Origin of the sequence: Azospirillum lipoferum 4B (assembly GCF_000283655.1) — a bacterium.
GTDB classification, from domain to species: domain Bacteria; phylum Pseudomonadota; class Alphaproteobacteria; order Azospirillales; family Azospirillaceae; genus Azospirillum; species Azospirillum lipoferum_C.
In genome coordinates this window covers 319,544-332,675 of record NC_016623.1, presented here as the reverse complement: position 1 = coordinate 332,675, position 13,132 = coordinate 319,544, and the positions used below count along the sequence as shown (strand labels likewise).

Genomic DNA, 13,132 nt, shown 5'->3' with positions numbered 1-13,132 from the left:
AGGCGACACACGCCCCTCATGCGCCGCGCGCAATGCATTGAGTCTGCATAGTTATGTGTGTTAGCCCGAACGGACCGAAAATATCCCTTTGATAAGGAGGGGTTAGCGTGCCGTCCGTTGCCCAGACTGTTGCCTTCGCTCCGGCTGAAACCCGCCGTGCCCTGGTCCATGCCGCATTGTCGCGAAGCCAGGGCGCGATCGCCAAGAAGATGGACGTGGATTCCATCGAAACTTCGATAGACCGTCTCAAGCGGGTGCTGTTTCCCTGGATGGTGCTGGACTTCCGCGCCGAACCGACCAAGACGAAAGCGCTTTGCATCTTCAAGATGTTCTTGGGCGACAAGGACGACGACAGCGCGGCTTATGCGAAGCTCGCCAGCAAAATGGAGACGGTCGAACAGAATTCAAAGCTGGCAAAAAGTATGAGCTGGTTCAAGCGGGTGAAGACGTCCAGCACCCGCACCGTCGACAGCAACATCTTCGACGACATGTTCCTGCTGCATCTGGAAAGCGATCCGAAGAACATACTGCGGTACCAGATGAACCAGGAGCTGTTCGCGCAGATTGTCCGGACGCCGCCGACCCTCAGCCATAGCAAGGAACTGCTGGCCGCCGTCCGCAAGATCCGTCAGACCTGCAAGGAAGCCGGGTTCACTCTGAAAAACCTCGGTTTGGGCGACAGCTTCACCTGATCCGCGGCTCCCACCCCTTGCCGGTTCTCGATTGCCCTGCGCAGCCTCGAAACCGGATACCGCTTTCGGCGTAACTCCGCCGGGCTACGAGGGGGCAGGGCATTGCAGAGGGATAGGAAAGGCCGGAAGGGCGGAGCTTCCGCCGGGCATGGGCGCTTGCTCCAGCTGACCTTGGCCGCGGCGCTTCTGCTAGGCTCCGCGGCCCCGTCCGCCCACGCCGCCGACCGCCTGCAGCGCCTCCTCGACCGCTTCATCGCAGAGGAAGAACTCGACGGCGGCGTCCTGCTGGTGTCCGGCCCCGACCTCCGGCGCGTCGTCGTCTCCGGCATCGCCGACCGGCGCGGCGAGCGGCCGGTGACGGAGGAGACGCGCTTCTACGTCGCCTCCGTCGGCAAGATGGCGACCGCCGCCGCCGTGATGCAGCAGGTGGAGGAGGGGCTGCTCTCGCTCGACCGGCCGGTGCGGGAACTGGCGCCGGACCTGCCGCTGGGCAAGGTCGCCAATGCCAACCGGGCGCGGCTGGTCCATCTGCTCGACCACAGCTCGGGCATTCCCGATTACATCACCGATGCCTATGAAGAGGACGAGGCGGCCAAGCCGGAACGGTTGCCGCGCAGCGGCGCTCTGCTCGCCTATGCGGCGGGGGAGGAGGCGACCGGGCCGGTCGGCGGGCATTACGAGTATTCCAACAGCAACTATGTCCTGCTCGGCCACATCGCGGCGCTGCGCGACGGCGTTCCCTTCGCGCAGGTGCTGCGGAGCCGGGTGCTGGAGCGGGCCGGGATGGGCTCGACCACCGTGGGGGCCGATCCGCGCGACCGCAGCCTTGCCCATGGCTATACCGAGGATGGCGACGTCAGCCGCCGGTCCTGGGCGGCGACCACCGGCGACGGGCCGCTGGTCACCACCGCCGGCGATCTGGAACGCTTCGTCTTCGCCCTGTTCCGCGACAACCGTTTGCTGAAACCCGAGACGGTCCGGCGGATGATGACCCCGTCGGAGAACGAGGAGGGGCAGGGGCTGGGCGTTGCGCTGTGGAAGGACCGCTGGGGGCGCGGCGTCGGCCATGACGGCCGCTATGACGGGTTCGAGGCCGATGTCCGCTATTACCCCGGCCGCCGTACCGCGCTGATCTTCCTGACGAACGGAAACCAGCAGAACGACGAGGCCCTGCTGGATGCCGTGGCGGAGGAGGTGTTCAGGCGGTGAACGGTCAGCCGTGCGTCACCGCCCCCGCCGGGGTGGCGGGAATCTCCGCCGACCGCTCCGTCTTCGCGCCGGCAAGCCGGCGCAGCAGGACGTAGAAGACCGGGGTCAGCACCAGACCGAACAGGGTGACGCCGATCATGCCGGCGAACACCGCCACACCCATGGCGTGCCGCATCTCCGATCCCGCGCCGGTGGAGGTCACCAGCGGCACCACGCCCATGATGAAGGCGATGGAGGTCATCAGGATCGGGCGCAGGCGCAGGCGGCTGGCCTCGATGGCGGCCTGGATTGTGCTGCGGCCCTGCTCCTCCAGTTCGCGGGCGAACTCCACGATCAGGATGGCGTTCTTGGCGGACAGGCCGACCAGAACCATGAAGCCGATCTGGGTGAAGATGTTGTTGTCGCCGCCGGTGATCCACACGCCGGCCAGCGCCGACATCAGGCTCATCGGCACGATCATCAGGATCGCCAGCGGCAGGGTCAGGCTCTCGTACTGCGCCGCCAGCACCAGGAAGACCAGGAGGATGCTGATCGGGAACACCCACAGCGCGGAGTTGCCGGCCAGGATCTGCTGATAGGTCAGGTCGGTCCACTCGAACCGCACGCCGCGCGGCAGCGTCTCCGCCGCGATGCGCTCGGCCGCCGCCTGCGCCTGACCGGAGGAGAAGCCCGGCGCCGGCCCGCCGTTGATGTCGGCGGCGGTGTAGCCGTTGTAGCGCACCACCATCTCCGGCCCGTAGCTGGGCGACACCCGGACCAGCGAGGACAGCGGAACCATGTCGCCACGGTCGTTGCGGGTCTTCAAGAGGCCGATGTCGCCGGACTCCGCCCGGAACGGCGCGTCCGCCTGCACCCGCACCTGGTAGACGCGGCCGAAGCTGTTGAAATCATTGACGTAGAGCGAGCCCAGATAGATCTGCATGGTGTCGAACACCTCGCCGACCGCCACGCCCTGCTGCTTGGCCTTCACCCGGTCGAGGTCGACGTCCAACTGCGGCACGTTGATCTGGTAGCTGGAGAAGGTCGGCCCCAGCTCCGGCGTCTGCATCGCCTTGGTGACGAAGGCGTTGACCGCCGCGTTCAGCGCCTCGTAGCCCAGCGCGCCGCGATCCTCCAGCTGCATCTTGAAGCCGCCCAGCGTGCCGAGGCCCATCACCGGCGGCGGCGGGAAGATGGCGACGAAGGCCTCCTTCAGGCCGGCATAGCGCTTTTGCAGGGTGCCGGCGATTGCGTTGGCAGACAGGGCGGCGTCACCGCGCTCGGCGAAGGGCTTCAGCGTGACGAAGACGATGCCGGCGCTGGAGCTGTTGGTGAAGCCGTTGACCGACAGGCCGGGGAAGGCGACGGCGCTCTGCACGCCCGGCTGCTTGAGCGCGATGTCGGTCATCTCGCGGATCACCGCCTCTGTGCGGTCGAGAGAGGCGCCGTTGGGAAGCTGGGCGAAGCTGATGAGGTATTCCTTGTCCTGGGCCGGGACGAAGCCCATCGGCACCGCGCGGCCCAGCAGAACGGTGGCGCCCAGCAGCAGCACATAGACCAGCATCATCATGCCCTTGTGCCGCACCACCCCGCCGACGCCGCGGCCATAGCCGGTGGAGGCGCGGTGGAACACCCGGTTGAACAGGCGGAAGAAGCCGCCGAACACCCGGTTCATGGCGCGGGTCAGCCAATCCTGCGGCTGGTCATGGCCGCGCAGCAGCACCGCCGACAGGGCCGGCGACAGGGTCAGCGAGTTGAAGGCGGAGATGACGGTGGAGATCGCGATGGTCATCGCGAACTGCTTGTAGAACTCGCCCGACAGGCCGGACATGGCGGCCAGCGGCACGAAGACGGCGACCAGCGTCAGCGCGATGGCGATGATCGGCCCGCTGACCTCCCGCATCGCCTTGTAGGTGGCTTCCTTGGCCGACAGGCCGGACTCGATGTTGCGCTCGACATTCTCGACCACGACGATGGCGTCGTCCACCACGATGCCGATGGCCAGCACCATGCCGAACAACGACAGCGCGTTGATCGAATAGCCCAGCAGAAGCATGAGGGAGAAGGTGCCGACGATCGACACCGGCACGGCCAGCAGCGGGATGATCGACGCCCGCCAGGTCTGCAGGAAGACGATCACCACCAGAACCACCAGCGCGACCGCCTCCAGCAGGGTGTGGATCACCGCCTCGATGCTCGACCGCACGAACTGGGTGGGATCGTAGACGATGCTGAAATCGACGCCGTTGGGCATGTCGGCCTTCAGCTCCGCCATCGTCGCCCGGACATTGTCGGCGATGCTCAGCGCGTTGGCGCCCGGCGCCTGGTTGATGCCCAGCGCCACCGCCGACTTGTTGTCCAGCAGCGAGCGCAGGCCGTATTGCGAGGCCGCCAGCTCCACCCGCGCCACGTCGCGCAGATAGGTGACGCCGCCGTCCTTGCCGATCTTCAGGACGATGCCGGCGAACTCGTCCACCGTCTTCAGGCGGCCCTGCGCGTTGATCGACAGTTGCAGCGGCGTGGTCGGCAGGCTGGGCGAGGCGCCGATGACGCCGGCCGCGACCTGGACATTCTGCTCGCGGATCGCCGCCACCACGTCGGACGCGGTCAGGCCGCGTTCCGCCACCTTGTTGGGGTCGAGCCAGACGCGCATGGAATAGTCGCCGGCACCCCAGACCTGCACCTCGCCGACGCCCTGGATGCGGCTGATCCGGTCCTTGACGTTCAGGATGGCGTAATTGCGCAGGTAGGTCATGTCATAGCGGTCGTTGGGCGACAGCAGATGCACGACCATGGTCAGCGTCGGTGAACTCTTCACCGTCGTCACGCCAAGCCGCTGCACATCCTCCGGCAGGCGGGGCAGGGCTTGGGAAACGCGGTTCTGCACCAACTGCTGCGCCTTGTCCGGGTCGGTACCGAGCCGGAAGGTGACGGTCAGCGCCATGTTGCCGTCGCTGTTGGCCTGCGACTGCATGTACAGCATGTTCTCGACGCCGTTGATCTGCTCCTCCAGTGGAGCGGCGACGGTCTCGGCGATGACCTTGGGGTTGGCGCCCGGATACTGCGCCCGGACGACGACGGAGGGCGGGACCACCTCCGGATATTCGGAGATCGGCAGCTGGAACAGCGAGATCGCGCCTGCCAGGAACAGCGCCACGGACAGGACGCCCGCGAAGATCGGGCGGTCGATGAAGAATTTCGAGATGTTCATGACGGCTCTCCCGGCGGGCGTGGATTACGGCGCCGTGGATGCGGTGCGGATGGGCTCCGGCGTGCCGTTCATCGCGACGGTGCGCGGGCTGACGCGGCTGCCGGGGCGGGCATGCTGCAGGCCGTTCACGACGATGCGCTCGCCGGGCTCAAGCCCGCTCTTCACCACCCGCAGGCCGGCCTGATGGGCACCGGTGACGATGGCGCGGTAGGTGACGGTGCCGTCCTCCGCCACCACCAGGACGAACTTCTTGTCCTGGTCGGTGCCGATGGCCCGGTCGTCCACCATCAGCGCATCGTGCGGTTTGCTGCCGCCGACCTTGATGCGGGCGTAGAGGCCGGGGACCAGCAGCCCGTCGGCGTTGTCGAAGCGGGCGCGCACGCGGATGGTGCCGGACGCCGCGTCCATGCGGTTGTCGACATGCTCCACCGCGCCGTCGCGGGAATAGCCGTCTTCGTTGGCCAGACCCAGCTGCACCGGCACGCCGGATGCGTCCTTCACCCCGGCGATGTGGGTCAGGTAGGTCTGCTCATCGACGTCGAAGGAGGCATAGATCGGCGAGACCGAGACCAGCGTGGTCAACGGTGCCGCCGCGGCCCCGGCCGCCACCACGTTGCCGACCGTCACCTCGGCGCGCGACACGCGGCCGGAGACGGGGGCGCGGACCTGGCTGTGCTCCAGGTCGATGCGGGCGATCTCCAGCGCAGCCTGGGCCGCCTTCAGATTGGCGGCGGCGGAACGGGCCTCGTTCTCCTTGCTCTCCAGAGACTGGCGGGAAATGGTGTCGTCGCGGACCAGACGCTGGGCGCGCTCCAGGTCCGCCGCGGTGAAGCGGACGCGGGCCTGGGCGGCGGCGACCTGCGCCTCCTGCCGGGCGACCTCCGCCGCGAAGGGGCGCGGATCGATGGTGAACAACACGTCGCCCTGGCGGACCAGCGCGCCGTTGCGGAAATGGACGGCGGTGATGGCGCCGGCCACCTGGGGCCGCACGTCCACCCGCTCCACCGCTTCGAGGCGGCCGGAATAGGACTGCCAGTCGGTGATCTTGCGCACCACGACGGGGGCGACGTCCACTTCCGGGGGCGGAGGGGCGGCGGCAGCCGTCTGCGGGGCGTCGGCATGGCCCTGGCTGACGACGATGCCGGCGGCCCCCGCCGCGGCGACCCCGGCGATCAGGAGAAGGGCGAGTTTCGAGCGTGACTTGGTCATGTGGTCTGTCTCCGGATAAGGAGGAAAATGTCAGGTACGCGCGGCGGGCAGCCGGCGGCGCAGGAAGTCGGTGACGGCCTGCAGCGCCGGCCGATGGCCGGGCAGGGCGTCGTGGGAGATGGCGGGAAAGCGGGTGACCTCGGTCGGCACGCCGGCGGCGATCAGGCCGGCGGCATACTGCTCGGCCTCGGTGCGCAGCATGTCGTTCTGGGCGGTGACGATCAGGGCCGGCGGCAGCCCGCCCAGCCGGCGCGATTCCAGCGGCGCGGCATAGGGGTGCAGCCGCTGCGCCGCCTCCGGCAGATAGGCGCGGTAGCAGCGGGCGCAGTCGGCGATGGTGCTGTCGAGCAGGCGTGTCTTGGCGCCGCCCTTGCCATCGGCATCGCCGATCCCGCCGCGGCTGGCGCGGGTCAGGCTGGGGTCCAGCATCGGGCCTAGCAGCGCCTGCGCCGCAAGACTCACCCCGCCCAGGTCGCGGGCCAGAAAGGTCAGGGAGGCGGCGACATGGCCGCCGGCATCATAGCCGACGACGCCCAGCCCGCCGCGGGCGACACCCAGGGACGGTGCCGTCTCGGCGGTCCACAGCGCCGCGCGGTAGGCGTCCTGTGCGGCGGTGGGGAAGGGGTGGGCGGGCGCCAGGGAATAGCCGACCGACACCACCAGCGCCGGGGTTCCGGCGGCGATGGCCGCCGCCGTCTCCTCCGCCTCCTCCAGCGAGCCGGAGGTGAAGCCGCCGCCATGCAGATAGAGCAGCGCCGGGACCGCGAGCCCGATCAGCGGCCGGTAGAGCCGCAGCCGGATGTCCTGGGCATGGCCGGCGATGGTCCGGTCATCGACCGCGAAGGGGCAGGGCGCCATACCCTCTGCCCCGCCGCGCTCCGTACCCGCCCCTTGTGTCCTCGTCGACCGACCCATAGCCGTCCGGTGCCGTGGCACCCCTCCCGCATTGCAGTGCGGTGGAGTGTGGCCCCCGTTGGCATGCGAATAAATACCGGGTCAGCGGCAACACAATTCGGCTGGGACGAACAATCGTCGTCCACTTGTCGGGAAAGGCCGGCGCAGGGCGATCCTCACCGCTCGTTGAAGCTGTCGGACAGGGCGAAGTAGATCGGCTTCAGCAGATATTCCAGCAGCGAGCGCTCGCCGGTGGTCATCTCCACCTGGGTGGTCATGCCGGGCAGGACCGGGTGCTGGACATCGTCGCGGCCGACATGGTTGCGGCTGAGAGCGATGACCGCCTTGTAGTAGGGGCGATGCTGCTCGTCCAGGAAGGTGGTGGCGGAGATACGCTGCAGCGTGCCGGTGACGGCGCCGTAGCGGGCGAAGTCGTAGGTCAGCACCTTGACCGTCGCCTCCTGCCCAACGTGGAGGTGGCCGACGTCGCGCGGGGTGACATGGGCCTCCACCGTCATCTCGTGGTCGACCGGGACGATCTGCATCAGGACGCCGCCCTCCGGCACCACGGCGCCGATGGTGTTGACGCGCAGATCCTGCACCAGCCCGCGCACCGGCGACAGCACGGTCAGCCGCTGGGAACGGTCGTCCAGCTTGGCGCGGGCCTCGCGCAGCTGGGCGATCTCGGCGGTGACGGTGCCCATCTCGGTCACCGCGTCCTGCGCCAGCTTGGCCGTCTGGTCGAGGATGCGGTTGCCGGCTTCGGTGATCGCCTGCTGCGTGGCGATGATCTGCCCCTCGATCCGCCGCTGCTCGCCCATCAGCCGGGACTGCTCGCGCTGGGTCTCCAGCGATTGCAGCTTCGACGACAGGCCCATCGATTCCAGCTTGTTGCGGATGTCGACCGATCCGGTGATGAAGGTGATCTGATCCTTGATGCTGGCGAGCTGCCCCTCATACAGCGCCAGCTCCGCCTCGCGCTGGGAGACCTGGGCGCGCAGCACGGCGATGGCGGTGTCGCGGGCCTGACGCTGGGTGTCGTAGATCAGGCGCTGATCGGCAATCTGTGCTTCGGATTGAGGGGTATCGGCGCCGGCGACGCTGGCGAAATCCGGCTCCCGCCCGGCGGCGAAGGCGCGCAGCCGCTCCGCCCGCAGCTCCAGGGTCAGCAGGCGGGCGTTCATCTGTTCCCGCTCCGCCTGGACCTGCTTTGGATCGAAGACGATCAGCGGCTGGCCGGCTTCCACCAGATCGGTCTCCTTGACCAGGATGGCGGACACGATGCCGCCTTCCAGATGCTGGACCACCTGGGCGTTGCCGGACGGCACCACTTGTCCGGCGGTCACCACGGCCTCCTTGACCGGCATCAGCGTGGCCCAGGCCAGCAGCGCCGCCATCAGCAGGACCAGCACGAGGATGGTGGCGCGGACCAGCGACAGCATCGCATCGTCGGCGCTGAGCGATTTGCCGGTGGGGCGGGCGAGGTCTGAAGCAGCGGCCATGATGAGGTTCACACGGGATCGGAGAGGAATGGGGAAGGCGGCGGATCAGCGCTGGGGCGTGGCGGCGACGCCGGGCGGGCGTTGCAGCCCGATCCCGCCCAGCAGCGCTCCCGCGATGCCGTTGGCGACGCTGTTGCCCCCCGCCGGGCCGGCACCGGGGCCTGAACCCGGACCGACGGGCCGGGGGCCGGGCAGGCCGCCGGCCGAGTTGGCGGGGGCGATCATGCCGGCATCCATGGTCAGCACCGTATCGGCCAGCGTCAGGTGGCTCGGCCGGTGGGTGACCAGGAAGATGGTGCTGTGCCCGCGCAGTGCCGAAAGCGCCGCATGCAGGGCCTTGTCGCCGTCGAAGTCCAGCCGGATGGCCGGCTCGTCGAGCAGCAGGATGCGCGGCCGGCGGATATAGGCGCGGGCCAGACAGATCTTCTGCGTCAGGCTGGGCGACAGGCGCAGCGACTGGTTGTCGCCGATGCGGGTGTCCAGGCCGCGCGGCAGCGCTTCCACCTCGTCCAGGGCGCCGGCCAGCGACAGCGCCCAGCGCAGTTCGGACACGTCGGCGGTCTGGTCGGCGAAGCGGAGATTCTGGGCGATGGTGCCGTAGAACAGGGCGCTGGCCTGCGGGACATAGCCGACCGACTTGCGCAGGTCGATCGGGTCCATCTGGCGGATGTCGACGCCGTCGATGCGCACGTTGCCGGCCTGCGGTGCATAGAGCCCCAGCATCACCTTCAGCAGCGACGACTTGCCGGCGCCGTCCGGCCCGACGATGGCGACGATCTGCCCCGGCTTGACCGTGAAGGACACGCCGACCAGCGCCGGATCGGCATCGTTGCGGTAGCGCAATGAGACGCGGGAGAAGGACACCTCGCCCTTCAGCCTGCGCGGCTGCAGGGTGGCGCAGCGTGGCTCGCGCTCCGGCCGGATGCTCATCAGGCCGTTGATCTGGCGGGCGTTCGCGCGCAGCTGCTCGATGCGCGGCAGCATGGACACGGCGGTCTGCAGCGGCACCATCACCCGCCACAGCAGCATCATCGACGCCATCAACGCGCCCGGCGTCATCGCGCCGGTGAAGACCTGGAGCGCGCCGACGCCGACGGTGGCCAATCCTGCGACCGGCACCACGAGGCCGGCCAGCGCCGCATGGGTGGCCGACAGGTTGGCTGCGGTGTGGCCCGACAATGCCGTGCGGGCGGACAGGCGGTCGTAGCGGTCGCGCCAATGGGCCAGCCCGCCGATGGCGCGCAGCGCCGGCATCTTGGCGACCATCTCCACGAAGAATTCCTGCCGCTCGGTGTCGGCGCGGGCGGTGGTTCCGGTGCGGGCGCGCACCAGCGGGTGGACGGCGGCGCCGATGGCGGCGGTGATCAGCACGGCGGCCAGCGGCACCAACGCCAGCGGCCCGCCCAGCACGGCCATGACGCCCAGGTAGAACAGGGCGAAGGGTACGTCGAACAGCGCTGCGACCTGCCCCTGGCTGATGAAGTCGCGGATCGACTCAAGGTCCTTCACCCGGGCGATCTGCGTGCCGATGGCGGCGCGCTCGCTCATGCCCACCGGCAGCATCAGGATGCGGTCGATGGTGGCGTTGCTGATGGTCCGGGCGATGCGCGATCCGGCATGGGCCAGCGCCCGGCCGCGGATCTGGCGCAGGGCGAAGTCGCCGCCGATCACCAGGGCCGCCCCCACCGCGATGGTGGCGAGCGTGTCGAAGGACCCGGTGGCGATCACTTTGTCGTAGATCGCCATGGTGAACAGCGGCGCGGCGACCGACAGCAGGTTGATGACGGCGCTCAAGCCCAGCACCGCCCACAGCAGCGGCACATAGCCGTGGATGACCGTGCCGACCCAGTTCTGCGTCCCGGCGCCGGCCGTGGTCTCCAGCGCGGTGAAGGCATAGGCGGTGCCCTTGCCGTAATTCAGCGTCACCGTCTCGCGCGACTGGCCGCTGAAGGCGACGACTCCATCGGCATCGGCGGACAGCAGCGTATAGACGCCGCCGTCGCGGCTGCGGAACAGGCAGGGCATCAGCGACGGGTCCGGCCGCGCGAGGTCGATGCGCAGGCTGCGCCCCTCGAAATGCAGGCGCTGGAGGACGTCGCACAGCTCCTCGACCGTCTGAACCTCGGAGAAGTGGGGCAGCGCCTCCGCCAGGGTCTGCGGGGCGCCGCGCCAGCCGAGCGCATCCAGCAGCGGCACCATGCAGGCGCCCACCGCCGAGGCTTCCGCCAGCCGGCGGCGCAGGATGTCGCCGTCGTCATGGGCGGCGCGGATGGGCTCGGCATCCGGTGCGCCGGACCCGCCGGCCACCGATGGCGCCGGGTTGGAGGCGACGAGGGCGGTTGGGCTGCCCATGGTCTCGTTGCCGGACGGGCCGCGGCTGACCGCATGGCCATCGACGATCTGCACCACCCGGTCGGCCAGCGTCAGCAGCGACGGACGGCTGGTGACCAGCAGAATGGTGACGCTGCCGCGCAGCTCTTCCAGCGCGCGGCGGAACAACTTGTCGGATTCGGTGTCGAGGGAGGAGTTCGGCTCGTCCAGCAGCAGCACCGCCGGCTCGCGGACCAGCGCGCGGGCAAGGCAGATCATCTGGCGGGCGCCGCGCGGCAGCGCCTCCTGCGAGGCGTCGCCGACGATGGTTTCGTAGCCCTGCGGCAGGCTGGCGATGCGGCGGTCGAGCCCGAGGCGCCGGCAGACCTCCATCGCCAGATCGGCCCGGCCGGGGTCGAACAACGTCAGGTTCTGCAGGATGGTGCCTTTGAACAGCTCCGGTTGCTCGCCGACATAGACGACGCCGCCGATGCCGATCATGGCGTCGGTTTCCGTGCTGCTGCGCACGCCCACCCGCACCGCGCCGGAGTTCGGCCGCAGCACGCCCAGGATCAGGCGCAGCAGGGTCGTCTTGCCCGTCGAATTGGTCGCCACGACGCCTAGAAACTCTCCCGGCCCGACGCTCAGCGACAGGTCGGTCAGGATCTCCGGCCCGCGGTCATAGGCGAAACGGACCTTGTCCATCTCGATCGTGCCGGGGACGAGCGGTTCCGCCACCGCGCCGGCGGTCGCGGCCCCATCCCCGACCCGCAGCGTGCCGCCGTCGGATCCGACCTCCAGCAGGACATGGCCGATGCGGCGCAGCGACAGCGACACCGACTGATAACGCACCCAGCGGTCGAACAGGGACTGCACCGGCTGGACACAGCGCCCGGCCAGCATCGAGCAGGCGGTGAGCACACCGGTCGTCATCATTCCGTCGATGACGGACACGCTGCCCAGGATGACCACCAGCATCATCGTCGCCTGCGACAGGGTGGTGGCGACGACGGAGGCGGACCCGCTCAGCCGGGCGACGGTGAAGTCCTCCTCGCTGCAGCCCTGCTGAAGGCGCTCGTGCCGGCGCAGCAGGCCGGCTTCCGCCCCCAGCCCCTTGACGGTGTGGACGCCGCTCAGCACCTCGCTGATGAAGTTCAGGCGCCGCTCCTCCAGCACATGGCGGTTCTCCAGCGCCCGGCGCATCCGCCGGCCCAGGACGGCGCCGACCGCCAGGAACAGCGCCAGCACCCCCAGCGGGATCAGAACAAGCCAGCCCGCCAGCAACGCGATCAGGCCCAGGTAGAGCGCGGCGAAGGGGATGTCGATGGCCGATTGCAGCGCTTGACCCGAGTAGAACTCGCGCACCATCTTGATGGCGCGGTAGACCTCGAAATGGGTGCCGATCCCCTGCTGGGAGAAGGCGTTCAACGGCATGCGCATCAGCCGGTCGATCAGCGATGCGCTCGACCGGTGTTCGATCCGGGCGCCCATCCAGGTGGTCAGCGCCGAGCGCGCCACCCGCAGGATCGCCTCCATCACCGCCGCCGCCCCGCAGCCGAGACCGAGCAGCAGCATGGTGCCGTAGGACTCGTTGGGCAGGATGCGGTCATAGACGTGCAGCAACGTCACCGGCAGTGCCAGCCCGAAGACGTTCAGCGCGAAGGAGGCCAGCACCAGCATCGCCCGGTCCCGGCGCGGACCCAGCATGCCGGACAGCAGGCGGCGCGCGGCCTTCTCCGCCGCGCGGTCACGGGCGGCAGAGGACTTTGCCGATGCGGACTTCGCCGATGCGGTCTTCGCCGATGCGGTCTTCGCCGACGCGGTGGCGGCTGACGGTTCGATGCGGGTGGCAGACGGGGATGCGGGCTGCAAAACGACCAACCTGGGCACAGGGTTAACCGAGCAGCCAATCAACAGCATAATTGCTAGTGATAGGTAAATCGACGAATAGCAATAAAAGGCAACCGAGCGACGAAGCTTCCTGCGCGCAGCCCTTTCGAAACTGCGCGGAAGGGGCATTAAACCATGATTCTCAAAAGGCTTTTAGTCGTGCGTATGCATATGAGTGTGGGGGCGGTGGCGGGCGTGATGTCAGCCAAGCTGTTGAAAATCATCACAGGAAGTTG

The 13,132-nt window shown here is 68.8% G+C and carries 7 protein-coding genes; 2 read left to right on the top strand and 5 right to left on the bottom strand.

Features of this window, described 5'->3' with window-relative positions:
- The first annotated feature begins 107 nt into the window (after positions 1 to 107).
- Entirely contained in the window at positions 108 to 692 is a 585-nt protein-coding gene (locus AZOLI_RS22980) for a hypothetical protein (protein WP_014249585.1), read from the top strand.
- A gap of 156 nt (positions 693 to 848) precedes the next feature.
- Positions 849 to 1,901: a serine hydrolase domain-containing protein gene (locus AZOLI_RS22975; RefSeq protein ID WP_014249584.1), complete on the top strand. Its 1,053-nt coding sequence runs from the start codon at positions 849 to 851 to the stop codon at positions 1,899 to 1,901.
- Between the two features lie 4 nt (positions 1,902 to 1,905).
- Here AZOLI_RS22975 and AZOLI_RS22970 read toward each other — a convergent pair whose 3' ends face one another.
- The 5 genes from AZOLI_RS22970 to AZOLI_RS22950 all read right to left on the bottom strand — a co-directional run bounded on the left by AZOLI_RS22970 (position 1,906) and on the right by AZOLI_RS22950 (position 12,878).
- The gene (locus tag AZOLI_RS22970) at positions 1,906 to 5,091 is read right to left on the bottom strand and encodes an efflux RND transporter permease subunit (protein ID WP_014249583.1); all 3,186 of its coding nucleotides are present in this window, start codon (positions 5,089 to 5,091) and stop codon (positions 1,906 to 1,908) included.
- A gap of 24 nt (positions 5,092 to 5,115) precedes the next feature.
- Positions 5,116 to 6,300 (bottom strand): efflux RND transporter periplasmic adaptor subunit, encoded by a 1,185-nt coding sequence (locus tag AZOLI_RS22965; protein ID WP_014249582.1) that lies wholly within the window; start codon positions 6,298 to 6,300, stop codon positions 5,116 to 5,118.
- 30 nt (positions 6,301 to 6,330) lie between these two features.
- Positions 6,331 to 7,158: an alpha/beta hydrolase gene (locus AZOLI_RS22960; protein WP_044552835.1), complete on the bottom strand. Its 828-nt coding sequence runs from the start codon at positions 7,156 to 7,158 to the stop codon at positions 6,331 to 6,333.
- A 212-nt stretch (positions 7,159 to 7,370) separates the two neighbouring features.
- Positions 7,371 to 8,696 carry an HlyD family type I secretion periplasmic adaptor subunit gene (locus AZOLI_RS22955; RefSeq protein WP_014249580.1) on the bottom strand — a complete coding sequence of 442 codons (1,326 nt, stop codon included), beginning with the start codon at positions 8,694 to 8,696 and terminating at the stop codon, positions 7,371 to 7,373.
- A 45-nt stretch (positions 8,697 to 8,741) separates the two neighbouring features.
- Positions 8,742 to 12,878 carry a peptidase domain-containing ABC transporter gene (locus tag AZOLI_RS22950; RefSeq protein WP_244442643.1) on the bottom strand — a complete coding sequence of 1,379 codons (4,137 nt, stop codon included), beginning with the start codon at positions 12,876 to 12,878 and terminating at the stop codon, positions 8,742 to 8,744.
- Positions 12,879 to 13,132: the final 254 nt, after the last annotated feature.

What these genes read in the sequence shown, in the direction of transcription:
- AZOLI_RS22970 (WP_014249583.1), bottom strand. Translation starts at nt 5,091, where the DNA reads ATGAACATCTCGAAATTCTTCATCGACCGCCCGATCTTCGCGGGCGTC.
- AZOLI_RS22965 (WP_014249582.1), bottom strand. Translation starts at nt 6,300, where the DNA reads ATGACCAAGTCACGCTCGAAACTCGCCCTTCTCCTGATCGCCGGGGTC.
- AZOLI_RS22960 (WP_044552835.1), bottom strand. Translation starts at nt 7,158, where the DNA reads ATGGCGCCCTGCCCCTTCGCGGTCGATGACCGGACCATCGCCGGCCAT.
- AZOLI_RS22955 (WP_014249580.1), bottom strand. Translation starts at nt 8,696, where the DNA reads ATGGCCGCTGCTTCAGACCTCGCCCGCCCCACCGGCAAATCGCTCAGC.